We start from the raw sequence: 23,200 nt of genomic DNA, 5'->3' as shown, positions 1-23,200 counted from the left end.
GGCGAGCAGCAGGGCCTCGCCGTCGGTCAGCAGGATGTCGGGCGCAAAGGTGAGCCTGGCCAGCCGCGCGCCGATCGCGGCGATCGTCGACATCGGGCTGACCATGATCTCGCCGGCGTTCCGGAACAGTTCCGCGCAGGCGACGACGCACGCCTCGGCCCGGCTGATGGAAGTCACGCGGAGTCCCCCTCTGCGAATCCGCGCACCGCGGCCTGGTAGTCGTCCTCGGTGCCCGACAGGTACATCGACGCGAACTCCGCCCATGCGGCCGGCTCCGCGGCCGCCGATGCGTAGTGCCGCTGAAACCTCTCGTCACGCCCGTAATCGGGTGCGGCCGTGGTGAAGTGGGCCCCGCCGGGCGCCTCGACCACCGCGTCGACCATGATCCGGTTCACCAACAGCGCCTGCGCTGGCACGGCCTTGACCAGCACCTCTGTCGACACCACCTTCTCCACCGACAGGTAGCGGCGCTCGGCCGCCATCAGGAACAGGTCGTCGAAGTACGGGTCGACGCCGGTGTAGGCCGCGTTGCCCGCGGAGTCGCCGAGATTCAGATGCGCGAACGCCGCGTCCAATCGCAACGCCGGCATCGCGATCAGCGTTTCAAACCCGCCGTCGACCGGATAGGGCGATGTGACGGTCTTCAGCTCGCCCTCCCAGAAGTCCGGCACCGAGCTGCCCAGACCGGCGCGGATCGGCAGGAACGGTAACCGCTGTGCGGCCGCCTGCAGCCCGCACCGCAGCATGCCCTCGTCCATCTCGCGGGCCTCGATCGCGCCCGAAGTGCGGGCCTTGGCGAACCATGGGTCGTAGAACGGCGGCGAATCCAGCGAGACGAAACCGTAGTACACGCGTCGCACCTTGCCCGCCGAGCACAGCAGCCCGATGTCGGGCCCGCCGTACGTGACCACGGTCAGATCGGTGACGTCGGTTCGCAGCATGGCCCGCACGAATGCCATCGGCTTTCGCCGCGAGCCCCAGCCGCCGATGCCGATCGTCATACCGCTGCGCAGCTGCGCGACGGCCTCGTCGAGGGTGGTCCGCTTGTCGCTCATGAGTTCTTGACGAACGCCTCGCGGTGCTCGTCGGAGACCCCGGCGAGATTGAGCTCGAACGTAAAGCCTTGCTCCATACGATAACTGGAGTTGACCCGCTGCACATCGATGAAGTTCAGCGCCTCCTTCGCGGCCCGGATGACCCGGGTGTCCTTGGCCGCGATGTCACGCGCCACCTGCAGTGCCGCCTCGTCGAGCTCATCGCGCGGCACCACCTCGTGCACCGAGCCGAAATGGTGCAGCGTCGCCGCGTCCACCGTCGCGGCGGTGAAGAACAGCCGGCGCATCATGTGCTGCGGCACCAGGCGCGACAGATGCGTCGCCGCGCCGAGGGCGCCGCGCTCCACCTCCGGCAGCCCGAACGTCGCATCGTCGGAGGCGACGATCACGTCCGCGTTGCCGACGAGACCGATACCCCCACCGACGCAGAAACCGTTCACCGCGGCGACGACCGGCACCGCGCACTCGTAGACCGCCCTGAAAGCGGCGAAGCAGCCGCGGTTGGCGTCGATCAAGGCGGTGAAGCCCTCGGTCCGCTGCATCTCCTTGATGTCGACGCCCGCATTGAAGCCGCGGCCCTCGGCCCGCAGGACCACCACGTGGGTGTCGGGTTTGTTGCCGGCATCGGTGACGGCGGCGGCCAGTTCGAACCAGCCGCGGGACGGGATCGCGTTCACCGGCGGGTAGTCGACGGTCACGGCGACGATTCCCGGCTCGACGGTGGCGGACGTAATGGTCATGGCACTTCCTGGGGTCGCTACCTAAGCAAGCACTTGCTTGGTAAGCTAGCACAGTGCAAGGCGCCGGCGGTGAAGTCCCCCTGAACTTCGGGCTCGCCGGCAGGGTGGTGCTGGTGACCGGCGGCGTGAGAGGGGTCGGCGCCGGAATCAGTGCCGTGTTCGCCGATCAAGGCGCTCGAGTGGTGACCTGCGCCAGGCACGCCGTCGCGGGACTGCCGTATGAGTTCCACCCGTGCGACGTGCGTGACGAGGACTCGGTGGCCGCGTTGATCGACGCGATCGTCCAACGGCACGGTCGGCTCGATGTGTTGGTGAACAATGCCGGTGGGTCGCCGTATGCGCTGGCCGCCGACGCGTCGCCGACGTTCCACCGCAAGATCGTCGAATTGAATCTGCTGGGCCCGCTGCTCGTTTCGCAGCGAGCCAACGCGGTGATGCAGAACCAGAAGACAGGCGGGTCCATCGTCTCGATTTCCAGCGTCAGCGGGCGCCGGCCGTCGCCGGGCACCGTCGCCTACGGGGCGGCCAAGGCGGGCGTGGAGAACATGACCGCGACGCTGGCGGTCGAGTGGGCGCCGAAGGTGCGGGTCAACGCGCTCGCGGTGGGCATGGTGGAGACCGAGCAGTCGGAGCTCTTCTACGGCGACGCCGAGTCGCTCGCCGCGGTCGCCGCGACGGTGCCGCTCGGCCGGCTCGCCACACCCCGCGAAATCGGTTGGGCTGCTGCTTTTCTCGCGTCTGACGCCGCGTCGTACATCAGCGGCACGACGATGGCCGTGCACGGCGGTGGCGAACCGCCACCCTACCTGGAGGCGTCCAGCGCCAACAAGAACGAGAACAGTTGAGGAGAAACGGATATGGGACTGCTCGACGGCCGGGTTGCAGTGATCACCGGCGCAGGCCGCGGCATCGGGCGGGCGCACGCGCTCGCGTTCGCCGCCGAGGGCGCGCGGGTGGTGGTCAACGACATTGGCGTGGGCCTGGACGGTTCGGCGGGTCACAGCCCGGCCTCCGAGGTGGTCGACGAGATCAACGCGGCCGGCGGCGAGGCGATCGCCAACGGCGACGACATCGCCGACTGGAACGGTGCGCAGAACCTGATCCAAGCCGCGGTCGACACGTTCGGCACCCTGGACGTGCTGGTCAACAACGCAGGGTTCATCCGCGACCGGATGCTGGCCAACACCAGCGAGGAGGAGTGGGACGCGGTGGTCCGGGTCCACCTGAAGGGCCATTTCGTGACGCTGCGGCACGCGGCCCAGTACTGGCGCGGGCAGCACAAGGCAGGCCAGGCCGTCGACGCCAGGGTGATCAACACCAGTTCCGCCGCCGGTCTGCAGGGCAGCGTCGGCCAGGGCAACTACTCGGCGGCCAAGGCCGGCATCGCGGCGCTCACCCTGGTCGCCGCCGCCGAGCTGGGCCGCTACGGGATCACGGTCAACGCGATCGCGCCGGCTGCCCGCACCCGGATGACCGAGAAGGTGTTCGCCGAGACGATGACCAAACCCGAGCACGGCTTTGACGCGATGGCGCCGGAAAATGTTTCACCCCTTGTGGTTTGGCTGGGCAGCGCACAATCACGCGATGTCACGGGCAAGGTTTTCGAGGTCGAGGGCGGCCTGATCCGGGTGGCCGAGGGCTGGGCGCACGGCCCGCAGGTCGACAAGGGCGCCCGCTGGGATCCCGCGGAGCTGGGTCCGGTCGTCGGCGACTTGCTGGCCAAGGCGCGCCCGCCGGTCCCGGTGTACGGCGCCTAGTTCGGCTCGCAGACCACCAGCGGGATCACCCGGTCGGTCCAGGACTGGTAGTCCTCGTAGGTGGGGTACATCTCGACCAGTTGCGGCCAGTACCTCTGTCGTTCCTCGTCGGTGGCCTCTCTCGCGTTCAGGTCGAGCACCTCTTTTTTGATTTGTACGGCCACCTTGGGATTGGCCTTGAGGTTCAGATACCACATCGGGTTCTTTTCGGCGCCGGCTTTCGAAGCTGCAACGATCACCCGGTCGCCGTCGCGCAGGAAATACAGTGGGCTGACGCGCGGTTGGCCGGTCTTGCGGCCCGTGGTGGTCAGCAACGCGACGGGGATCTTCTGAAACGTGCCGCCCAGACCCTCACCGCCCCCGCGACGGTACATCCAGGTGTTGAGCCGCGACATCCATTTGATGAGGAAGTCCGTGTAGCGCGTATTCATGAACGGCGGTGGTGATTTCGGCATGGCGGTCATCCTATGCTGGCGGGGTGGTGACCGTGTCCGATACCGACCGCATCGCGGCGGCAGACGCCTACGTCGACGCACTCGTCAGCCATGACGGCGATTCGGTGCCGTTCGCGCCCGGATGTGTCCGCATCGAGCAGGGCGTCAGGACCGGCTTCTCCGGAGATCACCTGCGCCGCAGCCTGAATCGCGGTCCGCAGTACCGGGTTATCGCCGCGACGACCGATCGCGCCTACTCGATCGACGGCGACGAGGTGCACGCGACCTTCACCGTTGTGACCAGGGCCGCGCTCGGCGGGCGGCGGGTGGTGGCACGTGTCGACGAGACGTTCCTGATCCCGGCGGACGACGGCAGGATCCACCACATCCGGGTGCGCTTCCACCCGCGGATCAGAAGCGACTAGATCCGTTCGATGATCGTGCCGGTCGAGAGTGCACCGCCCGCGCACATCGTGATCAGCGCCGTCCTCTGATCGGAGCGCTCGAGTTCGTGCAGCGCGGTGGTGATCAACCGGCTGCCGGTGCTGCCGACGGGGTGTCCCAGCGCGATCGCGCCGCCGTTGACGTTCACCCGTGCCATGTCCGGGTTGTGCACCCTGGCCCACGACAGCACGACGGAGGCGAAGGCTTCGTTGATCTCGACGATGTCGATGTCGCCGATCTTCATGCCGGCCTTCTCGAGCACCTTGGCCGTCGACTGCACCGGCCCGTCGAGGTGGTAATACGGCTCGGCGCCCACCAGCGCCTGGCTGACGATCCGTGCCCGCGGCCGTAGGCCCAGCGCGCGAGCCTTGTCCTCATCCATCCACAGCACCGCCGCGGCGCCGTCGGAGATCTGCGACGACGTTCCGGCGGTGTGGATGCCGCCCTCCAGCACCGGCTTCAGCTGCGCCAGGCCGTCCAGGGTGGTGTCCCGCAGCCCCTGGTCGCGGCTGACCGTGTGCCGTTCGCTGGTCGGCTGCTTCTGCTCGTCCAGCACCGGGGCCTCGATCGGGCTGATCTCCCGGTCGAACCTCCCCTCGGCCCACGCCTGCTTGGCCTTCTGCTGCGAAGCCAGCCCGAACTCGTCGACGTCCCCGCGGGTGATGCCGCGCCGCTTGGCGATCCGCTCGGCCGCCTCGAACTGGTTCGGCAGGTCGATGTCCCAGGACGAGGCGCGGATCACGGAGCGGTCGGGACCGGCGTTGGCGCCGAGCCCGACGCGGCTCATCGCCTCGATCCCGCACGCGATGCCGACGTCGATCGCGCCCGCCGCGATCAGCCCGGCGATCAGGTGATTGGCCTGCTGACCGCTGCCGCACTGGCAGTCGACGGTGGTCGCGCCGACCTCCTCCGGCAAACCCGCGGTCAGCCACGCGACCCGGGAGATGTTGTTGGACTGCTCGCCGAACTGCGTCACGCAGCCGCCGATGACTTGTTCGACATCGCCGGCGTCGATGCCGGCCTTCTCAACCAATGCCTTCTGCACCGCTCCGAGCAGCTCGGTTGAATGCAGGCCCGACAACCATCCATTGCGCTTGCCAATCGGGCTGCGCGTGGCCTCGACGATGACAGGGTTACCCATTCCGCCAGGCTAGAACACGTTCCATTACTCTGACAAGCGAGGATGCAAACGTGCCTTTTGTCTGCGGTAGGGGCATGTTTTACTGGCACTAGAACACGTTGTATTGAGGAGTGCACTGATGCCCACCCCCAACCTGCCCCCCGGCTTTGACTTCACCGACCCCGACATCTACGTCGAGCGGTTGCCGGTCGAGGAGTTGGCCGAGTTGCGCCGGACCGCGCCAGTCTGGTGGAACGAGCAGCCTGTCGGCAAGGCCGGCGGCTTCAACGACGGCGGCTACTGGGTGGTGACCAAGCACAAAGACGTCAAGGAGGTGTCGCTGCGCAGCGACGTCTTCTCCAGCTACGAGAACTGCGTGATCCCCCGGTTCAACGACGACATCGCCCGCGAGGACATCGAGGTCCAGCGGTTCGTGATGCTGAACATGGACGCGCCGCACCACACCCGGCTGCGCAAGATCATCTCCCGTGGGTTCACGCCCCGGGCCGTCGGACGGCTGCGCGACGAACTCGGCCAGCGTGCCCAGAACATCGCGAAGGCGGCCGCTGCGGAGGGTATCGGCGACTTCGTCGAGCAGGTGTCAGCCGAGCTGCCGCTGCAGGCCATCGCCGGGCTGCTCGGCGTCCCGCTGGACGATCGCGACAAGTTGTTCCGCTGGTCCAACGAGATGACCGGTAACGATGACCCTGAATATGCCCACATCGACCCGAAGATGTCCTCGTTCGAGCTGATCCAGTACGCCATGCAGATGGCCGAGGAAAAGACGAAGAACCCGGGCGACGACATCGTCACGACGTTGATCAACGCCGACATCGACGGCGAGAAGCTCTCCGACGACGAGTTCGGGTTCTTCGTCGTGATGCTCGCGGTGGCGGGCAACGAGACCACCCGCAACTCCATCACCCAGGGCATGATGGCGTTCATGGACTTCCCCGGCCAGTGGGAGCTGTTCAAGGCGGAGCGCCCGGAGACGGCTGCCGACGAGATCGTCCGCTGGGCCACGCCGGTGACCTGCTTCCAGCGCACGGCGCTGGAGAACTACGAACTGTCCGGTGCCCAGATCAAGAAGGGGCAGCGGGTCGTGATGTTCTACCGCTCTGCCAACTTCGATGAAGAGGTCTTCGACGACCCCTACACGTTCGACATCCTGCGCAACCCCAACCCCCACGTCGGGTTCGGCGGCACCGGTGCGCACTACTGCATCGGCGCCAACCTGGCCAAGATGACCATCGACTTGATCTTCAACGCGGTGGCCGACCAGATGCCCGACCTGACTCCGATCGCCAAGCCGGAGCGGCTGCGTTCCGGGTGGCTCAACGGCATCAAGCACTGGCAGGTTGACTACCACGGCGATTCGGCTGCCAAGTGCCCGGTGGCCCACTGATGGACTTCAGCCCCGAACCCGCGCAGCGGGCTGTCGCGGATGTCGTCACGTCGGTCATGGATCGCAACGCCGAGTCCGGCGATCTGTGGTCGGCACTGGCCGCCAGCGGCGTGACCACGCTGGCGCTGCCGGAGCGTCTTGGCGGCGACGGCCTGGGCATTTCCGAGGTCGCGACGGTTCTCACCGAACTGGGTCGGCACGGAGCGGTCACGCCTGCGCTGGCCACGCTCGGCCTGTCCGTGGTGCCGCTTCTGCAGTTCGCCACCGACCAGCAGCAGGACACCTATTTTTCCCGCGTGGCCGGCGGCGGGGTGCTGACCGCCGCGCTGAACGAACCCGGGACCGCATTGCCGGACCGGCCGTCGACGACGTTCGTCGGCAACCGGCTCACCGGCACGAAGGTCGGGGTTCCGTATGCGGCGCGGGCGGATTGGATGATCGTGACTGCCGACAACGCCGTCGTCGTGGTGTCCCCGAAGGCCGACGGCGTGAAGGTCGAGCCGACGCCGGCATCCAACAACAGCGACGAGTACGTGGTGACGTTCTCCGATGTGGCGGTGCCCGACTCTGATGTGCTGGCGGGCGTGGACGCACACAAGATCAACCGGCTGGCGCTGGCGATGGTCGGCGCATACGGGAGCGGCCTGGTGGCCGGGGCGTTGCGGCTGACGGCCGACTACGTCGCCAACCGCCACCAGTTCGGCAGGCCGCTGTCGACCTTCCAGACCGTGGCGGCTCATCTCGCGAACGTCTACATTGCCTCGCGCACCATCGATCTGGCGGCGAAGTCGGCCGTCTGGCGGCTGGCCGAAGGCCGCGACGCCGACGGGGACCTCGACGTTCTGGGCTACTGGCTGGCGTCGGAGGCTCCGCCGGCCATGCAGATCTGCCATCATCTGCACGGCGGCATCGGGGTGGACATCACCTATCCGATGACGCGGTATTACTCGACTGTCAAGGACCTCACCCGCCTGCTGGGCGGTCCGTTGCATCGTCTTGAGCTGGTGGGAGCACAATGTTCATCGACCTGACGCCCGAACAGCGGGCACTGCAAGCCGAACTGCGCCAATACTTCTCCGGCCTCATCACCCCCGAAGAGGCCGCCGAGATGGAGGCCGACCGGCACGGCAAGGCCTACCGCGAGGTGATCCGGCGGATGGGCCGCGACGGGTGGCTGGGGGTCGGCTGGCCCGTCGAGTTCGGCGGACGAGGTTTCGGTCCCCTCGAGCAGCAGATCTTCGTCAACGAAGCGCAGCGCGCCGACGTCCCGCTGCCCGCCGTCACGCTGCAGACCGTCGGCCCGACGCTGCAGATCTTCGGCAGCGATGCCCAGAAGAAACGGTTCCTTCCGGCGATCCTCGCCGGTGAGGTCCACTTCGCGATCGGCTACACCGAGCCGGAGGCGGGCACCGACCTGGCGTCGCTGCGCACCACCGCGGTGCGCCACGGCGACGAGTACATCGTCAACGGGCAGAAGATCTTCACCACCGGTGCCCACGACGCCGACTACGTCTGGCTCGCGTGCCGCACCGACCCGGAAGCGGTTAAGCACAAGGGCATTTCGATCCTGATCGTCGACACCAAGGATCCGGGTTACTCGTGGACGCCGATCATTACCAGCGACGGCGCCCACCACACCAATGCCAGCTACTACAACGACGTGCGGGTCCCGGTGGACATGCTGGTCGGCGAGGAGAATGCCGGCTGGAAGCTGATCACGACGCAGCTCAACAACGAGCGCGTGATGCTGGGTCCGGCCGGAAGGTTTGCCGGCATCTACGACCGCGTGCACGCGTGGGCGTCCAAGCCCGGCGGTGACGGCGTGACGCCGATCGACCACGACGACGTGAAGCGGGCGCTGGGCGAGATCTACTCGATCTGGCGGATCAACGAGTTGCTGAACTGGCAGGTGGCTGCGGCAGGAGAGCACATCGACGTCGCCGACGCCTCGGCCACCAAGGTCTTTGCCACCGAACGCGTCCAGTACGTCGGTCGGCTCGCCGAGGAGATCGTGGGCCGCTACGGCAACCCGGCCGAGCCGGACACCGGGGACCTGTTGCACTGGCTGGACCTGCAGACCAAACGCAACCTGGTGATCACGTTCGGTGGTGGCGTCAACGAGGTGATGCGGGAGATGGTGGCCGCTGCGGGGCTGAAGGTCCCCAGGGTCCCGCGATGAGCCGATGAGCCGATGAGCCGAGGACACCGATGAGCCGAGGAAACAGCCGAGGAAACAGATGAAAGATATCGACGAGGCCGTCGCGCAGGTGAAGGCGGCGGGCCGCAGCAAGCCGCGCACGGGACGGGATCCGGTGAACCGGCCGATCATGAACAACTGGCTGGAGGCCATCGGCGACCGCAACCCGATCTACGTCGACGAGGCGGCGGCCCGCGCCGCGGGACATCCCGGCATCGTCGCCCCGCCAGCGATGATCCAGGTCTGGACGATGATGGGGCTCGGCGGCACCCGCCCCGACGACGATCCGCTGGGTCGCATCATCGGGCTGTTCGACGACGCCGGCTACATCGGGGTGGTCGCGACCAACTGTGACCAGACCTACCACCGCTACCTGCGCCCCGGCGAAGAGGTCAGCGTCAGCGCCGAGCTCACCGACGTGGTCGGGCCCAAGCAGACCGCGCTCGGCGAGGGCTACTTCATCAACCAGCGGATCACCTGGCAGGTCGGCGACGAGGACGTCGCCGAAATGAACTGGCGGATCCTGAAATTTCGGCCGGCCCAAGAGCCCCGAAAGCCCCAAGAGCCCCGAAAGCCCCAAGAGCCCCAAGAGCTCCGGGACAACGGCGACCACGGCGTGCCGGACGACCTCGACCCCGCCAACATGATGCGGCCCGCCGCGTCGCGCGACACCGCGTTCTTCTGGGAGGGCGTCGCCGACCACGAGCTGCGCATCCAGCGGCGCGCGGACGGCACCCTGCAACACCCGCCGGTTCCGGCGCTCTGGCAGGACAAACAGGCGCCGATCGACTACCTGGTGGCCGGCGGACGCGGGACGGTGTTCAGCTTCGTAGTGCACCACGCGCCCAAGGTGCCCGGCCGCACGCTGCCGTTCGTGATCGCCCTCGTCGAACTGGAGGAGGGGGTGCGCATGCTCGGCGAGCTTCGCAACGTCGACCCCGCGATGGTGGAGATCGGGATGCCGGTGCAGGCGATGTATATCAACTTTCCGGCGACCGACGCGGCGCCGGCCTGGACGCTGTACGCATGGGAGCCCGCGGCATGAGCGCCCCGGCCATCGAGGTGGGTACGAAGCTGCCCGAGCTGAGTCTCTTCGGAGACCCGACGTTCATCATTTCAACGGCGCTGGCGACTCGGGATTTCCAGGACGTCCACCATGACCGCGACAAGGCGCAGGCGAAGGGGTCCAAGGACTTCTTCGTCAACATCCTCACCGACACCGGGCTGGTGCAGCGGTTCGTCACCGACTGGGCCGGACCGTCCGCGCTGATCAAGTCGATCTCGTTGCGGCTCGGTGTGCCGTGGTACGTCAATGACACCGTGACGTTCTCCGGCGAGGTGACCGCGGTCGAGGACGGTGTGGTGACGGTGAAGGTGTTCGGCCGCAACAGTCTTGGCGATCACGTGATCGCCACCGTGACCCTGGCGATCGGGGGACGGTGATGCTTTCCGGCAAGGCGGCGATCGTCGGCATCGGTGCCACCGACTTCTCCAAGAACTCGGGCCGAAGCGAGTTGCGGCTGGCGGCCGAGGCGGTGCGCGACGCGCTCGACGACGCGGGGCTTTGCCCCGCCGACGTCGACGGTCTGACCACGTTCACGATGGATTCGAACACCGAGGTCGCGGTGGCCAGAGCCGCGGGAATCGGTGAGCTGAAGTTCTTTTCGAAGATCCACTACGGCGGCGGGGCGGCCTGCGCGACCATTCAGCAGGCCGCGATCGCGGTGGCGACCGGGGTCGCCGACGTGGTGGTCGCCTACCGGGCGTTCAACGAACGCTCGGGCATGCGGTTCGGCCAGGTGCAGACCAGGCTGACCGAGAACGCCGACTCCACCGGGGTGGACAACTCGTTCTCCTACCCGCACGGGTTGAGCACGCCCGCGGCGCAGGTGGCGATGATCGCCAAGCGGTACATGCATTTGTCGGGCGCGACCAGCCGGGATTTCGGTGCGATCTCGGTCGCTGACCGCAAGCATGCGGCCAAGAACCCGAAGGCGTACTTCTACGGGAAGCCGATCACCATCGAGGACCACCAGAACTCGCGGTGGATCGCCGAGCCGCTGCGGCTGCTGGATTGCTGCCAGGAGACCGATGGCGCGGTGGCGATCGTCGTCACGTCCGTCGCGCGGGCGAAGGACACCAGGCACCGGCCCGCGGTCATCGAGGCGGCGGCGCAGGGATCCAGCCCCGACCAGTACACGATGGTCAGCTACTACCGGCCCGAGCTGGACGGGCTGCCGGAGATGGGTCTGGTCGGCAGGCAGCTGTGGCTGCAGTCGGGCCTGAAGCCGACCGACATCCAGACCGCGGTGCTGTATGACCATTTCACCCCGTTCACGCTGATTCAGCTGGAGGAGTTGGGGTTCTGCGGCTGGGGCGAGGCGAAGGACTTCATCGCCGACGGCGCGATCGAGGTCGGCGGCAGGCTGCCGATCAACACGCATGGCGGCCAGCTGGGGGAGGCCTACATCCACGGGATGAACGGCATCGCCGAAGGCGTGCGTCAGTTGCGCGGGACGTCGGTCAACCAGGTTCCCGACGTCGAGCATGTTCTGGTCACCGCCGGAACCGGCGTCCCCACGTCGGGCATCGTCCTCGGCTGATTGCTGGCTTCTTCCGCGACACTCAACCTGCTGCGGCGACACGCCGACGACGGCCGCAGTAGCTTGAGTTTCGCGCTCAGCTCCACACGCCGAGACCGCGAGCTACGCCGGAACCAGCTCAACGCCTGACAGCACCGGCCCCTCGTCCCGCGACGGCGCGGTCACCACAGCGACCAGGCGCGAGTCCTCCGCCCAGATGCGGGCCAGCAGCATCTCGCCGGGGTAGACCACGCCGGCGAACCGCGCGCCGTACGAGCGCACCCGGCTCACATCGCTGCCGAGGCATGCGTCGACCATCGCCTTGCACGTCATGCCGTACGTGCACAGCCCGTGCAGGATCGGCCGGGGAAAGCCCGCGGCCGCAGCGAATTCCGGGTCGGAATGCAGCGGGTTGCGGTCGCCGCACAACCGGTACAACAACGCCTGCTGCGGCAGGATCGGCAGCGGCACTTCGTAGTCGCATGCACGCTCGGGCGGCGCAACGGCCGCGGACGGGCCACGCTCGCCACCGAACCCGCCTTCGCCCCGCGCGAAGATGGACCGCCGCGTGGCCCACAGCGGCGTGCCGTCCAGCGCGGTCACCGTCGACTCGCTGACGATCACCGCGGCCTTGCCCTTGTCCCAGATGTCGACGATGCGGGCGGTCGCCCGCGCGGTGCCGGAAGGCGGCAGCGGCCCGGCCACCGCCACCTCCTCCGAGGCATGCAGGATCTTCGCGAGCTCGATGTCGATGCCGGGGAACGGGACGCTCGGCGGCTCGGTCAGGTGGAACGACTGCGCGACGTTCCCGAACGTCGGCAGCACCTGCGGGGTGTTGTCGACCAGGTAGCTCAGCTCTCGCTGGTTCATCGGATCGGCGCCCGCCCCCAGCGCCAGGTGGTAGAGCTGCACATCGCTGCTGCTCCACGAGAACTCGGCAGGCGGCAACTCCGCGCCCATCGCGGCGGCGAGATCGATCGGCACCTCAGTCCTTCCCGGCGATATCAGTCTTACCCGGCACCTCAGTCCTTCCCGGCGATGTCCTTCGCGGCGATATCAGTCCCGGCGATGTCAGTCCTGGCGATGTCCCGGCGATGTGCAGCGCGGCCAGGTAACCGAACACCATGGCCGGCCCGATCGTACCGCCGGGCCCGGGGTAGGTATGACCCATCACCGGCGCGCTCACGTTGCCCGCGGCGTACAGCCCGCCGATGACGCTGCCGTCGTCACGCAACGCCCGCCCGAACTCGTCGGTGCGGACGCCGCCTTTCGTGCCCAGATCGCCCGGCACCATCTTGGCCGCGTAGTAGGGCGGATGGCTGAGTTCACCGAGGTTCGGATTGGGCTTGTTGGTCGGGTCGCCGTAGTACCGGTCGTAGGCGCTTTCGCCGCGGTGGAAGTCCTCGTCGACACCCGAGCGCGCGAAGCCGTTGAAGCGTGAGACCGTGGCAACCACCTCACCGGCAGGCAGTCCCGCGCGCGAAGCCAGCTCCGGCAGCGTGTCTGCCGAGACGATCACGCCCGACTCCAGCCATTTGTTCGGAATACGTTGCCCTGGCTGCAATCCGGCGAAGATGTAGCGATCGCGGTACCGCTGGTCGAAAACCAGCCACGCCGGGACGTTCTCGCCGGGCCCGGGGCCCTGGCCGTACTCCCCGCCGTACATCCGGTGGCACGCCTCGACGTAGGGCATCGACTCGTTCATGAACCGCTTGCCGGCCAGGTTGACGATGATCGACCCGGGGGAGTTGCGCTCCGAGAGCGCGAACCACGGTGCGCCGACCAGCGGCACCGTCGGTCCCCACCACGCGTCCTCCATCAATTCGAGGGCAGCGCCGAGTTTCTCGGCCGCCAGGATGCCGTCGCCGGTGTTGGCCTTCGCCCCCACGGTCCAGTCGGTGGTGATCGGGGCGCGTTGATACTTGACCCGCATCTGCTCGTTGTGCTCGAAGCCGCCGCATCCCAGGATCACCCCGCGACGGGCCCGGATCAGTTGCGGCTCGGCACTTTCCGGCGCGTTCGTGTCGCGGACATAGATCCCGCGTACGACGCCGTCCTTGACGTGCAAATCGGTCAGCGCGGTGTTGAGTAGCACCGGGACGCCGGCCTTGCGGAGCCCGATCCGCAGCGGCGCGATAAGGGCCCGCCCCATGCCGACCAGGTTCTTGCCGGTCGCCCCGGCCCACATGGTCCTCGCCCCGACTTTCACGCTTCGCAGCAGGCCGCGGGGGTGTCGCTTGAGCTGGTTCAATCGAACGTAGTCCTGTTGCATGACAACGACGTTGAGCGGAACCTTGCCGTACGGCGGCTCCAGGCCCGGTAGGTCGGGCCCGAGCTTCTTGGCGTTGAACGGTTTCGGCTCGATCGAGCGTCCACCCGGCCGGCCGCCCGGAGACTCCGGGTAGTAGTCGGAATAGCCCGGCACCCAGCACATCTTGAGCGGAGTGTGCTTCAGCACGAAGGACAGCATCTCGGGCGCGCGGTCCAGGTAGGTGTCGATGCGCTTGGGATCGACCACGTCGCCGATGATCCCGTGCAGATATGTGCGCGCGGCCTCTGGCGTGTCGGTGACGCCGTCTCGCTTGAGGATCTCGTTGTTCGGGATCCACACGCCGCCGCCGGACCGGGCGGTCGAGCCGCCGTAGTGCGGGGCCTTCTCGACGACCACCGCCGATAACCCCTGGTGAGCCGCGGTCAGTGCGGCCACCATGCCCGCTCCGCCGCTGCCCACGACGACGACGTCGTACTCCTGTCCTGTCATACTAGAACACGTTATAGAATTGCCGTGGCTGGGCGCTACCCACCCCGCACGCATCGACCTATTGAGGGGCCCTCGAAAATGCTCAGTGTGCAGACGCGCGACGAACTCGCGGCCGACCTGGCGCAGGCTGGGCGTAGCCGGGTTCCGATCGCCCCGCTGACCGGCGCCAACCCCGACATCGACGTGGTCGACGCCTACGAGATCCAGCTGATCAACATCCGTCAGCGGGTCGCCGAAGGTGCCCGCGTCGTCGGCCACAAGGTCGGCCTGTCGAGCAAGGCGATGCAGCAGATGATGGGCGTCGACGAGCCCGACTACGGCCATCTGCTCGACGAGATGCAGGTCTTCGAGGACACCCCGGTGAAGGCCGGGCGCTATCTCTGCCCGCGGGTGGAAGTGGAAGTCGCCTTCCTGCTCGCCGACGACCTTCCCGGCGCCGGCTGCACCGAGGACGACGTGCTCGCGGCGACGGCGGCGTTCGCCCCGGCGATCGAACTGATCGACACCCGGATCACCGACTGGACGATCAAGTTGTGCGACACGATCGCCGACAACGCGTCGTCGGCCGGCTACGTGCTCGGCACGGACCGGGTGTCGCCGAAGGACGTCGACATCAGGGCGATCGACGCGGTCCTGACGCGCAATGGTGACGTGGTGGCCGAGGGCCGCAGCGACGCCGTGCTGGGCAACCCGGTGACCGCCGTGGCGTGGCTGGCCCGCAAGGTGCACGACTTCGGCGTGCGCCTCAAGGCCGGCGACATCGTGTTGCCGGGTTCGTGCACGCGTGCGATCGACGCGCGTGCGGGCGACAATTTCGTCGCCACGTTCGACGGACTCGGGTCCGTCCGGTTGACTTTCGAATAGGACGAATAGGAGCTCTCATGCCCTCCAAAGCAAGTGTCGCGATCGTCGGCTCGGGCAACATCAGCACCGACCTGCTTTACAAGCTGCTGCGCTCGGAATGGCTGGAGCCGCGCTGGATGGTGGGCATCGACCCGGACAGCGAGGGCCTCGCGCGCGCCCGCGGCCTCGGCCTGGAAACCACCCACGAGGGTGTCGACTGGCTGCTGGCCCGCGACGAGAAGCCGGACCTGGTGTTCGAGGCCACGTCGGCCTATGTCCACCGGGCGGCCGCGCCGAAGTATGCCGATGCCGGCATCCGCGCGATCGACCTGACCCCCGCGGCGATCGGGCCCGCCGTGATCCCGCCGGCCAACCTTCGCCAACACCTCGGCGCTCCGAACGTCAACATGATCACCTGCGGCGGGCAGGCGACGATCCCGATCGTGTACGCGGTCTCGCGGGTGGTCGACGTGCCGTACGCGGAGATTGTCGCGTCGGTGGCGTCGGTGTCCGCCGGGCCCGGCACACGCGCCAACATCGACGAGTTCACCAAGACCACCAGCCGCGGCGTCGAGACCATCGGCGGCGCCAGGCGCGGCAAGGCGATCATCATCCTCAACCCCGCCGACCCGCCGATGATCATGCGCGACACCATCTTCTGCGCGATCCCCGAGGACGCCGACCGCGGCGCGATCACGAAGTCGATCAACGACGTGGTCGCCGAGGTGCAGACCTATGTGCCGGGCTACCGGCTGCTCAACGAACCGCAGTTCGACGACCCGTCGCTCAACTCCGGCGGCCAGGCGGTCGTCACCACGTTCATCGAGGTGGAGGGGGCAGGCGACTACCTGCCGCCCTACGCTGGGAACCTGGACATCATGACCGCGGCGGCCACCAGGGTCGGCGAGGAGATCGCCAGAGAGTCCCTGACCACAACGGCGGGAGGAGCCCAGTCATGAGCACCGACATCTTCTCCAGCGATCTGTGGGACGTCCGCATCACCGACACCAGCCTGCGGGACGGGTCGCACCACAAACGTCACCAGTTCACCACCGACGAGGTCCGCGCGATCGTCGCCGCCCTCGACGCCGCGGGTGTGCCGGTCATCGAGGTGACCCACGGCGACGGCCTGGGCGGCTCGAGCTTCAACTACGGGTTCTCCAGGACACCCGAACAGGAACTGATCAAGCTGGCCGCCGAGACGGCCGGAGAAGCCAGGATCGCGTTTCTGATGCTTCCCGGGGTCGGCACCAAGGACGACATCAGGGAAGCCCGGGACAACGGCGGCTCGATCTGCCGGATCGCCACCCACTGCACCGAGGCGGACGTGTCCATCCAGCACTTCGGCCTGGCCCGCGAGTTGGGGCTGGAAACCGTCGGGTTCTTGATGATGGCCCACACCATCCCGCCGGACAAGCTCGCGCAGCAGGCCCGCATCATGGCCGACGCCGGATGCCAGTGCGTCTACGTCGTGGACTCCGCGGGCGCGCTGGTCCTCGAGGGGGTCGCCGACCGCGTCGCCGCACTGGTCGCCGAACTCGGCGACGACGCCCAGGTCGGCTTCCACGGCCACGAGAACCTCGGCCTCGGCGTCGCGAACTCGGTCGAGGCGGTGCGGGCAGGGGCCAAGCAGATCGACGGCAGCTGCCGGCGCTTCGGCGCCGGCGCGGGCAACGCGCCGGTCGAGGCGCTGATCGGGGTGTTCGACAAGATCGGCGTCAAGACGGGCATCGACTTCTTCGACATCGCCGACGCCGCCGAAGAGGTCGTCGCGCCGGCCATGCCCGCCGAATGCCTGCTCGACCGCAACGCGCTGATCATGGGCTACTCCGGGGTGTACTCGAGCTTCCTCAAGCACGCGATCCGTCAGGCGGAGCGCTACGGCGTGCCCGCGCACCAGCTCCTGCACCGTGCCGGCAAACGCAAGCTCATCGGCGGCCAGGAGGATCAGCTGATCGACATCGCGCTGGAGATCAAGCGCGAGCAGTCCCAGGCCGGCAGTACCAGCTCAATCAGGTAGGGCAGGCAAGATGGGGCGGTGGTCGCCGCCCCGACAACGAGCCGGCGTCGCGTCGGCTCGATGGAGATGCTGCTCGCGGCGCTGATCGCGCTCGCGCTGTCCGGCGGCATCCTCAGCCGGATCGTCGCGCAGCGGCCGGCCGCCAGCGTCGCGGCGACCGTGTTCTGCGGGGTCTTCGTCCAGGCGCTGCCGTTCCTGGTCATCGGCGTCTTGGTGAGCGGGCTGGTCGCGGCGTTTGTGTCGCCCGAACGGCTGGCCCGGTGGCTGCCGCGGCGCGCCGGCCTGGCGATCGTGGTGGCCGGGGTCGGCGGAGCCGCGCTGCCCGGGTGTGAATGCGGTTCCGTGCCCGTCGCCCGGCGCCTCTACGCCTCGGGCGCGGCCGGCGCCGCGGCCCTGACGTTCATGTTGGCCGCCCCGGCGATCAACCCGGTGGTGCTGGTGGCCACCGCCGTGGCGTTCCCGGGCCAGCCGAAGATGGTGATCGGCCGCTGCCTGGCCTCCCTCGCGACCGCGGTGGTGATGGGGCTGCTCTGGTCGCGGTGGGGCCGGCCCGAGTGGGTCACCCGCTCGCTGCCGGCGGCGCACGGCGCGGCGCCGCGATGGGTGGTGTTCCTGGAGGCCGCCCGGCACGACTTCCTGCAGGCGGCGTCGTATCTGGTGGTGGGCGCCGCCGCGGCGGCCGCGCTGCGGGTGCTCGTGCCGCCGTGGGTGTTCCAGCATCTGGCCGGTCAGCTCGCAGCGGGGATCGTCGTGATGGCGCTGCTGGCCGTCGTGCTCGCGCTGTGCTCGGAAGCTGACGCGTTCGTGGCGGCCAGCCTGACGATGCTGCCGCTGCTGCCCCGGCTGGTGTTCCTGGTGGTCGGGCCCGCTGTCGACGTCAAGCTGTTCGCGATGCAGGCCGGTATGTTCGGCCGCCGGTTCGCGCTGCGATTCGCCCCCCTGACCCTGCTGGTGGCAACGCTGGCGGCGACCGGCATCGGGCTGCTGGTCCTGGGCGGTGCGCATTGAGCCGCATCACCCAGAACTCGCTGCTGCTGCTGCTCGGCCTGGCCACCGCGCTGATCGCGCTGAAGGGCACCTACCTGCACTATGTCAGGCCCCAGCTGCTGCCGTGGCTGCTCGTCGCGTCGGCGGTGCTGGTGGTGCTCGCGGTGGTCGCGATCGTGCGCGATGTGCGCCGCGTGGGCACCGATGCCGAAGAAAACGACGAGGAACACGACGACGGTCATCGTCATCGCCCGTGGATCGTCTGGCTGCTGCTGGTGCCCATCGCCGTGCTGGCGTTCGTCGTCCCGCCGCCGCTGGGCGCCCGCGGGGCCACGCCGGAGGTCGCCGCTGCCTCGGCGCCGCACCTCCGGCCGTTCCCGCCGCTGCCCGCCGGGCGGGCGCCGGTGGTGTCGCTTCCCGACGTGATGATGCGCGCGGCGACGGACTCGGCGGGCACGCTCGACGACCGGCTGATCACCGTCGTCGGTTTCACGATGTCCGACGGCGGCGCCGTCGACCTGGGGCGGGTGGTCATCATCTGTTGTGCGGCCGACGCGCAGCTGGCCCGGGTGCGGCTGACCGGTCCGGGCCTCGCGGGCTACCCCGATGACACGTGGTTGCGCGTCGAGGGCAAGGTCGTCCCGAAGAGTTCGACCCCGCAGACGTCCTTCGTGCCGACGATGGCGGTGAGCAGCGTCACGAGGATCGACCGACCCACCAACACCTACGCGTATTAGAAGGCGGGCTTGGTGCCGCCCAGTTGCGCCGTCAGCGCGTCCGCGGCCGAGATCAGTCGTTGCGCTCGGTCGGTGATCTCGCCGTCGGTGAGGGGTCGCCCGATCTGTAACGATGCCACCATCGCCTGGCGCTGGTGGTGGTCGTAGACCGGCGCGGAGATGACGCTGATGTCGTGGCGCTGGCGGCGGCCCGGGCCGGCGGCGGGGTTTTCGCTTCGCAGGTAGACCCGCTCGCCGATGTCGGACACCATCTCGCCCAGCAGCGCGCGCAATTCGTCGGGAAGGTGACTCGACATGCCCGCCATCAGCGCATACAGCCGCCGCCCGCCGCGAGTCAGGCGTTCGACGAGGTAGCCGTCGGAGCGGCACTCGGCGATGACGCGGTGCAGCCGCTCGGTGTCGGTGCGCAGCGGGATGGTCGGCTCCTTGGCCAGCCAGTTGCGCACCGCCTCGTCGTCCCACAGCACGAACATCAACCCGACCGGTGGCGCGAACGGATAGCTCTGGCCGACCTGCACCGGCACCCGCACGGTCGGCGGCGCCACCAGTTCCAACAGAGTGATCCGGTCGTCGACCACCGCCGACAACGCCGCCACGGTGGCGAACCGCGACGAGAGCCTGCGCAGTTCCTGCCGCGCGGCCGGGCTCACCCGCATCGCCTCCTGGGCCGTGTGGCCGAGAGTGATCAGCGACGGGCCGAGCCGGTAGGTTTTGTCCCGCTCGTCGCGCACCAGATAGCCCGCCTCGCTCAGCGTCGTGACGATGCCCAGGCAGGTGGGCTTGCTCAGCTCGGTGTGGCGGGCCAACTCCGAGACGCCGAATCGTTCGTGCGGATGGCGGGAGAGGAAGTCAAGCACCCGCACCACCCGGGCGGTAGGAGGAGACGCCCGGCCGGACGGCTCGGCGGTCGGCATTCTGATAATGGTACGAGCCGGTCCAGATGTGGACCGCACACCATGTTGACGCAAAGTTAGAACAAGTTCTAGCCTCTACGCAACGATACTCTACCGACGCGGTTCAATATTGGACCGACGGGAGGCGACGACAACCGATGTTCACCGACCCGCTGACCGAAGCGATCGCCGAAGCCGAGCGGCTCGTTGCCGCTGCCCCGCACATCGAGTCGGAGGCGGATCTTCTCGAAGGGATGCAGTACCTGGCCCAGGGGATCGCCGCGTGCACGCACGTGGCATTCCACTACGACCGCGATCACCCGTTCTTCCTCAGCGGCACCGGACCTTTCACCAAAATGGGGCTGGACAATCCCGACACCCTCTATTTCGGCGCCCGGGTGCGACCTGGCCACGACTATGTCGTCTCCGGAATCAGGGGAACGACGACGGATCTCAGCTTTCAGCTGCTGGGCGGCGAATACACCGACGAGGGTGTGCCAAAAAGCGAGGCGGCGTTCGACGACCGCGAGCTCGAAATCGCCGACGACAGGACCTTCGAGTGGCGGTTCCGGCCGGAGGCGCCGGCGCAGCTCGTCGTGCGCGAAGTGTATGGCGACTGGTCACAGCGTCGCGGCAGCATCGCGATCCGGCGCGTGGACACCGCCGGCACGGCCCCGCCGCCGCAGACCAGGGAAACCGTCGAAAAGCGTTATGCCACGGCCGCTAAGCAGCTGATCAACCGGATAAAGACCTGGTTGGCGTTCCCACAGTGGTTCTACCTCAACATCCCGGTCAACACGCTGGTGGCGCCGCGGCTGACCCCGGGCGGCCTTGCGACGCAGTACTCGTCGGTGGGCCATTACGAGCTGGCCGCAGACCAGGCGCTGCTGATCACGATTCCGCAGCCCGACGCGCCGTACCTCGGCTTCCAGCTCGGTAGCATGTGGTACATCTCGCTGGACTACATCAACCACCAGACGTCGTTGAACGCCGTTCAGGCGCAAGCCGATCCCGACGGGAAGATCCGGATCTTGATCGCCGGGCAGAATCCCGGCGTCACGAACTGGGTGGAGACGCTGGGCCACCGCAAGGGCATCATGCAGTTCCGTTGGCAGCGGGTGTCGCGCCCGCTGACCGGGGCCGACGGTCCGACCGCCGAGCTGATCGATTTCGACACGCTGCCCGCGGCCCTGCCGTTCTACGAACGCAACAAGATCACCGACGAGGACTGGCGAGCGCGGATTGCCGGCCGGCAGCACGCGATCGCCGCCAGGATGCTGGGGTGAAGATGCTAGAGCACAAGGTTGTGTGCATCAGCGGCGTGGGTCCGGCCCTGGGCACGACGTTGGCGCGGCGGTGCGCGCAGGCGGGTGCCGACCTGGTGCTGGCCGCGCGCACCCCCGAGCGGCTCGACGATGTCGCCAAGCAGATCACCGACACCGGTCGGCGTGCGGTCGCGGTGGCCACCGACATCACGGACCAGGACCAGGTCGACAAGCTGGTCGACGCATCACTGGCCGCGTACGGCAGGGTGGACGTGCTGATCAACAACGCATTCCGCGTGCCGTCGATGAAACCGTTGGCCAACACCACGTTTCAGCACATCCGTGATGCGATCGAACTGACCGTGCTCGGCGCGTTGCGGCTGATCCAGGGATTCACGCCCGCGCTTGCCGAATCGGCGGGCGCGGTGGTCAACGTCAACTCGATGGTTCTCCGGCACTCGCAGGCCAAGTACGGTGCCTACAAGATGGCCAAGTCGGCGCTGCTGGCGATGTCGCAGTCGCTGGCCACCGAGCTCGGAGAACAAGGAATCAGGGTGAACTCCGTTGTGCCGGGCTATATTTGGGGTGACACCCTGAAGGGGTACTTCAGCCATCAGGCCGGCAAGTACGGTACCACCGTCGAGCAGATCTACGCGGCCACCGCCGCGGCCTCCGACCTGAAGCGGTTGCCCACCGAAGACGAGGTCGCGTCGGCGATCATCTTCCTGGCCAGTGACCTGGCCAGCGGGATCACCGGCCAGACCCTGGACGTGAACTGCGGGGAGTACAAGGCCTGATGGCGGATCCAGGCGCACATCTGCGCACCGACGTCGGTACGGTCGACGACCTGCTGGAGTCCGCGTCGCGGCTGGTCGGTCTTGACGACTTCGGTGCGGACGATGACAACTATCTCGAGGGCCTCGCCGTCATCCTGGACTCCTATCGGCGCGAGGCGGGCCTCACGCCGCTGGGCAGCAAGATCTCTCGCGTGTACCTGCGGGGTGCGTTGGCGGCCCGGCTGCTGGCTGAAGCGGGGTGGAAGCAATATCCGCGGTATGCCGGCGTGCCGGTCGAGCGGCCGATCTTCGTGACCGGGCTGCCCCGCACGGGCACCACCGCGCTGCACCGCCTGCTGGGCGCGGACCCGGCGCATCAGGGCATCCAGATGTGGTTGGCGGAATACCCGCAGCCGCGACCGCCGCGGGACACCTGGCAGGACAATCCCGTCTTCGCGCAGCTGAACGCCCAGTTCGAGCAGCACCATGTTCAGAACCCGGAATTCATGGGGCTGCACTTCATGAGCGCCGACGAGGTCGAGGAGTGCTGGCAGTTGCTGCGCCAGTCGCTGCACGCGGTCGCGTACGAGACGCTGGCGCACCTGCCGACGTACGCCCGATGGCTGGCGCAAGAGGACTGGACGCCGGCGTATCGGCGGTACCGCAAGAACCTGCAGCTGATCGGCCTCAACGATGTCGGCAAGCGCTGGGTGCTGAAGAACCCGAGCCACCTGCACGCGCTGGACGCGTTGATGGCCACCTTCCCCGACGCGCTTGTCGTGCAATGCCATCGGCCCGCGGAGACGCTGATGGGCTCGATGTGCTCGCTGGCCGAGCACGCCACCGAGGGGTGGTCGAACACCTACGTCGGGGCGACCATCGGCGCCGACTCGCTGGACACCTGGGCCAGGGGGCTCGAGCGGTTCAACGCGGTACGGGCCGAGCATGATCCGGCGCAGTTCTACGATGTCGACTACGCCGACTTCGTCGCCGACCCGATCGGCACCGTCGAGGCCATCTACGCCCACTTCGGCCTGCCCCTCACCGAACCGGCGCTGCGGGCGATGCACGACATCCACGCCGAGAGCAGGAAGGGCCCCCGCGCGCCGAAGCACACGTACTCGTTGGCCGACTACGGCCTCACCGTCGAACAGGTCAGAGCGCGCTTCGCAGGGCTGTAGAGC

At 68.0% G+C, this 23,200-nt stretch carries 23 protein-coding genes and 2 pseudogenes; 17 read left to right on the top strand and 8 right to left on the bottom strand.

All coding sequences use genetic code 11. From position 1 onward, the window contains the following. From VKG81_RS12205 to echA20, 3 genes and pseudogenes are all read right to left on the bottom strand, one after another. Window positions 1–177 (bottom strand): annotated as a pseudogene (locus tag VKG81_RS12205) (CoA-transferase); the annotation flags it as partial. Next, on the bottom strand, window positions 174–1,055 hold the full coding sequence (gene ipdA, locus VKG81_RS12200) for a cholesterol ring-cleaving hydrolase subunit IpdA (protein ID WP_324396239.1): 882 nt from the start codon (window positions 1,053–1,055) through the stop codon (window positions 174–176). The pseudogene VKG81_RS12205 and the gene ipdA, both read right to left, overlap by 4 nt. Next, on the bottom strand, window positions 1,052–1,795 hold the full coding sequence (echA20, locus tag VKG81_RS12195; RefSeq protein WP_324396237.1) for a (7aS)-7a-methyl-1,5-dioxo-2,3,5,6,7,7a-hexahydro-1H-indene-carboxyl-CoA hydrolase: 744 nt from the start codon (window positions 1,793–1,795) through the stop codon (window positions 1,052–1,054). Before echA20 ends, ipdA begins: the two co-directional genes overlap by 4 nt. A gap of 53 nt (window positions 1,796–1,848) precedes the next feature. Here echA20 and VKG81_RS12190 point away from each other — a divergent pair, with 53 nt between their 5' ends. Both VKG81_RS12190 and VKG81_RS12185 read left to right on the top strand, forming a co-directional pair. Continuing rightward, window positions 1,849–2,640, top strand: a complete 792-nt coding sequence (locus VKG81_RS12190; RefSeq protein ID WP_324396235.1) for an SDR family oxidoreductase — start codon at window positions 1,849–1,851, stop codon at window positions 2,638–2,640. A 12-nt stretch (window positions 2,641–2,652) separates the two neighbouring features. Then, a complete protein-coding gene (locus VKG81_RS12185) occupies window positions 2,653–3,552 on the top strand; it encodes an SDR family oxidoreductase (RefSeq protein ID WP_324396233.1) in 900 nt (299 codons plus the stop codon). Here VKG81_RS12185 and VKG81_RS12180 read toward each other — a convergent pair. Further along, complete coding sequence (locus tag VKG81_RS12180; protein WP_324396248.1) at window positions 3,549–4,007, bottom strand: nitroreductase family deazaflavin-dependent oxidoreductase; 459 nt, start codon at window positions 4,005–4,007, stop codon at window positions 3,549–3,551. The genes VKG81_RS12185 and VKG81_RS12180 overlap by 4 nt on opposite strands. A gap of 23 nt (window positions 4,008–4,030) precedes the next feature. Between VKG81_RS12180 and VKG81_RS12175 the strand changes: the two genes are divergently transcribed. Further along, the gene (locus VKG81_RS12175) at window positions 4,031–4,411 is read left to right on the top strand and encodes a hypothetical protein (protein ID WP_324396231.1); all 381 of its coding nucleotides are present in this window, start codon (window positions 4,031–4,033) and stop codon (window positions 4,409–4,411) included. Here VKG81_RS12175 and VKG81_RS12170 read toward each other — a convergent pair. Further along, a complete protein-coding gene (locus VKG81_RS12170; protein WP_324396229.1) occupies window positions 4,408–5,571 on the bottom strand; it encodes a steroid 3-ketoacyl-CoA thiolase in 1,164 nt (387 codons plus the stop codon). The two genes, VKG81_RS12175 and VKG81_RS12170, sit on opposite strands and share 4 nt — an antisense overlap. Before the next feature lie 118 nt (window positions 5,572–5,689). Between VKG81_RS12170 and VKG81_RS12165 the strand changes: the two genes are divergently transcribed. The 6 genes from VKG81_RS12165 to VKG81_RS12140 are packed head-to-tail and all read left to right on the top strand — an operon-like array spanning window position 5,690 to window position 11,755. Beyond that, window positions 5,690–6,955 carry a cytochrome P450 gene (locus tag VKG81_RS12165; protein WP_324396227.1) on the top strand — a complete coding sequence of 422 codons (1,266 nt, stop codon included), beginning with the start codon at window positions 5,690–5,692 and terminating at the stop codon, window positions 6,953–6,955. Continuing rightward, window positions 6,955–7,986 carry an acyl-CoA dehydrogenase family protein gene (locus tag VKG81_RS12160; protein WP_324396225.1) on the top strand — a complete coding sequence of 344 codons (1,032 nt, stop codon included), beginning with the start codon at window positions 6,955–6,957 and terminating at the stop codon, window positions 7,984–7,986. The genes VKG81_RS12165 and VKG81_RS12160 overlap by 1 nt, the downstream gene beginning before the upstream one ends. Beyond that, the gene (gene fadE29, locus VKG81_RS12155) at window positions 7,971–9,134 is read left to right on the top strand and encodes an acyl-CoA dehydrogenase FadE29 (protein WP_324396224.1); all 1,164 of its coding nucleotides are present in this window, start codon (window positions 7,971–7,973) and stop codon (window positions 9,132–9,134) included. Before VKG81_RS12160 ends, fadE29 begins: the two co-directional genes overlap by 16 nt. 58 nt (window positions 9,135–9,192) lie before the next feature. Next, on the top strand, window positions 9,193–10,197 hold the full coding sequence (locus VKG81_RS12150; protein ID WP_324396222.1) for a bifunctional MaoC family dehydratase N-terminal/OB-fold nucleic acid binding domain-containing protein: 1,005 nt from the start codon (window positions 9,193–9,195) through the stop codon (window positions 10,195–10,197). Further along, on the top strand, window positions 10,194–10,595 hold the full coding sequence (locus VKG81_RS12145) for a MaoC family dehydratase (RefSeq protein ID WP_324396220.1): 402 nt from the start codon (window positions 10,194–10,196) through the stop codon (window positions 10,593–10,595). The genes VKG81_RS12150 and VKG81_RS12145 overlap by 4 nt, the downstream gene beginning before the upstream one ends. Next, window positions 10,595–11,755: a lipid-transfer protein gene (locus VKG81_RS12140; RefSeq protein WP_324396218.1), complete on the top strand. Its 1,161-nt coding sequence runs from the start codon at window positions 10,595–10,597 to the stop codon at window positions 11,753–11,755. Before VKG81_RS12145 ends, VKG81_RS12140 begins: the two co-directional genes overlap by 1 nt. 102 nt (window positions 11,756–11,857) lie before the next feature. Here the strand turns inward: VKG81_RS12140 and VKG81_RS12135 are convergent, their stop codons facing one another. Both VKG81_RS12135 and kstD read right to left on the bottom strand, forming a co-directional pair. After that, on the bottom strand, window positions 11,858–12,718 hold the full coding sequence (locus tag VKG81_RS12135) for a MaoC family dehydratase (RefSeq protein WP_324396216.1): 861 nt from the start codon (window positions 12,716–12,718) through the stop codon (window positions 11,858–11,860). A gap of 106 nt (window positions 12,719–12,824) precedes the next feature. Beyond that, window positions 12,825–14,495: pseudogene (gene kstD, locus VKG81_RS12130) on the bottom strand (3-oxosteroid 1-dehydrogenase); the annotation flags it as partial. A 78-nt stretch (window positions 14,496–14,573) separates the two neighbouring features. Here kstD and VKG81_RS12125 point away from each other — a divergent pair. From VKG81_RS12125 to VKG81_RS12105, 5 genes are read left to right on the top strand one after another with little or no spacing between them, the layout of a single operon-like run. Next, window positions 14,574–15,359 (top strand): 2-keto-4-pentenoate hydratase, encoded by a 786-nt coding sequence (locus VKG81_RS12125; protein ID WP_324396214.1) that lies wholly within the window; start codon window positions 14,574–14,576, stop codon window positions 15,357–15,359. A 17-nt stretch (window positions 15,360–15,376) separates the two neighbouring features. Beyond that, window positions 15,377–16,297 (top strand): acetaldehyde dehydrogenase (acetylating), encoded by a 921-nt coding sequence (locus VKG81_RS12120; RefSeq protein ID WP_324396212.1) that lies wholly within the window; start codon window positions 15,377–15,379, stop codon window positions 16,295–16,297. Further along, window positions 16,294–17,358, top strand: a complete 1,065-nt coding sequence (gene dmpG / locus VKG81_RS12115) for a 4-hydroxy-2-oxovalerate aldolase (RefSeq protein WP_324396210.1) — start codon at window positions 16,294–16,296, stop codon at window positions 17,356–17,358. The genes VKG81_RS12120 and dmpG overlap by 4 nt, the downstream gene beginning before the upstream one ends. Window positions 17,359–17,376: 18 nt before the next feature. Further along, complete coding sequence (locus tag VKG81_RS12110) at window positions 17,377–18,366, top strand: permease (protein ID WP_414685251.1); 990 nt, start codon at window positions 17,377–17,379, stop codon at window positions 18,364–18,366. Continuing rightward, window positions 18,363–19,082, top strand: coding sequence for a TIGR03943 family putative permease subunit (locus tag VKG81_RS12105; RefSeq protein WP_324396208.1), 720 nt, complete (start codon window positions 18,363–18,365; stop codon window positions 19,080–19,082). The genes VKG81_RS12110 and VKG81_RS12105 overlap by 4 nt, the downstream gene beginning before the upstream one ends. On the opposite strand, the gene VKG81_RS12100 is transcribed toward VKG81_RS12105, so the two are convergent. After that, window positions 19,079–19,996 (bottom strand): IclR family transcriptional regulator, encoded by a 918-nt coding sequence (locus VKG81_RS12100; RefSeq protein WP_324396206.1) that lies wholly within the window; start codon window positions 19,994–19,996, stop codon window positions 19,079–19,081. The two genes, VKG81_RS12105 and VKG81_RS12100, sit on opposite strands and share 4 nt — an antisense overlap. Window positions 19,997–20,133: 137 nt before the next feature. Here VKG81_RS12100 and VKG81_RS12095 point away from each other — a divergent pair, with 137 nt between their 5' ends. Genes VKG81_RS12095 through VKG81_RS12085 form a run of 3 tightly spaced genes read left to right on the top strand, consistent with a single transcriptional unit; the run spans window position 20,134 to window position 23,197 of the window. Continuing rightward, complete coding sequence (locus tag VKG81_RS12095; protein WP_324396204.1) at window positions 20,134–21,261, top strand: hypothetical protein; 1,128 nt, start codon at window positions 20,134–20,136, stop codon at window positions 21,259–21,261. Between the two features lie 2 nt (window positions 21,262–21,263). After that, window positions 21,264–22,037, top strand: coding sequence for an SDR family oxidoreductase (locus VKG81_RS12090; RefSeq protein WP_324396244.1), 774 nt, complete (start codon window positions 21,264–21,266; stop codon window positions 22,035–22,037). Then, the gene (locus tag VKG81_RS12085) at window positions 22,037–23,197 is read left to right on the top strand and encodes a sulfotransferase (RefSeq protein WP_324396202.1); all 1,161 of its coding nucleotides are present in this window, start codon (window positions 22,037–22,039) and stop codon (window positions 23,195–23,197) included. Before VKG81_RS12090 ends, VKG81_RS12085 begins: the two co-directional genes overlap by 1 nt. Window positions 23,198–23,200: the final 3 nt, after the last annotated feature.

The sequence above is a fragment of the Mycobacterium sp. genome (assembly GCF_035314905.1).
In the GTDB taxonomy this organism is placed as follows: domain Bacteria; phylum Actinomycetota; class Actinomycetes; order Mycobacteriales; family Mycobacteriaceae; genus Mycobacterium.
The sequence above is the reverse complement of the archived record's forward strand: the minus strand, read 5'-3'. Positions and strand labels throughout refer to the sequence as shown.

Coding starts and splice junctions, on each gene's coding strand:
- VKG81_RS12085 (WP_324396202.1), top strand. CDS start 22,037: ATGGCGGATCCAGGCGCACATCTGCGCACCGACGTCGGTACGGTCGAC.
- VKG81_RS12150 (WP_324396222.1), top strand. CDS start 9,193: ATGAAAGATATCGACGAGGCCGTCGCGCAGGTGAAGGCGGCGGGCCGC.
- VKG81_RS12100 (WP_324396206.1), bottom strand. CDS start 19,996: ATGCCGACCGCCGAGCCGTCCGGCCGGGCGTCTCCTCCTACCGCCCGG.
- fadE29 (WP_324396224.1), top strand. CDS start 7,971: ATGTTCATCGACCTGACGCCCGAACAGCGGGCACTGCAAGCCGAACTG.
- VKG81_RS12185 (WP_324396233.1), top strand. CDS start 2,653: ATGGGACTGCTCGACGGCCGGGTTGCAGTGATCACCGGCGCAGGCCGC.
- dmpG (WP_324396210.1), top strand. CDS start 16,294: ATGAGCACCGACATCTTCTCCAGCGATCTGTGGGACGTCCGCATCACC.
- ipdA (WP_324396239.1), bottom strand. CDS start 1,055: ATGAGCGACAAGCGGACCACCCTCGACGAGGCCGTCGCGCAGCTGCGC.
- VKG81_RS12125 (WP_324396214.1), top strand. CDS start 14,574: ATGCTCAGTGTGCAGACGCGCGACGAACTCGCGGCCGACCTGGCGCAG.
- VKG81_RS12145 (WP_324396220.1), top strand. CDS start 10,194: ATGAGCGCCCCGGCCATCGAGGTGGGTACGAAGCTGCCCGAGCTGAGT.
- VKG81_RS12140 (WP_324396218.1), top strand. CDS start 10,595: ATGCTTTCCGGCAAGGCGGCGATCGTCGGCATCGGTGCCACCGACTTC.
- VKG81_RS12170 (WP_324396229.1), bottom strand. CDS start 5,571: ATGGGTAACCCTGTCATCGTCGAGGCCACGCGCAGCCCGATTGGCAAG.
- VKG81_RS12180 (WP_324396248.1), bottom strand. CDS start 4,007: ATGCCGAAATCACCACCGCCGTTCATGAATACGCGCTACACGGACTTC.
- echA20 (WP_324396237.1), bottom strand. CDS start 1,795: ATGACCATTACGTCCGCCACCGTCGAGCCGGGAATCGTCGCCGTGACC.
- VKG81_RS12165 (WP_324396227.1), top strand. CDS start 5,690: ATGCCCACCCCCAACCTGCCCCCCGGCTTTGACTTCACCGACCCCGAC.
- VKG81_RS12160 (WP_324396225.1), top strand. CDS start 6,955: ATGGACTTCAGCCCCGAACCCGCGCAGCGGGCTGTCGCGGATGTCGTC.
- VKG81_RS12095 (WP_324396204.1), top strand. CDS start 20,134: ATGTTCACCGACCCGCTGACCGAAGCGATCGCCGAAGCCGAGCGGCTC.
- VKG81_RS12090 (WP_324396244.1), top strand. CDS start 21,264: ATGCTAGAGCACAAGGTTGTGTGCATCAGCGGCGTGGGTCCGGCCCTG.
- VKG81_RS12120 (WP_324396212.1), top strand. CDS start 15,377: ATGCCCTCCAAAGCAAGTGTCGCGATCGTCGGCTCGGGCAACATCAGC.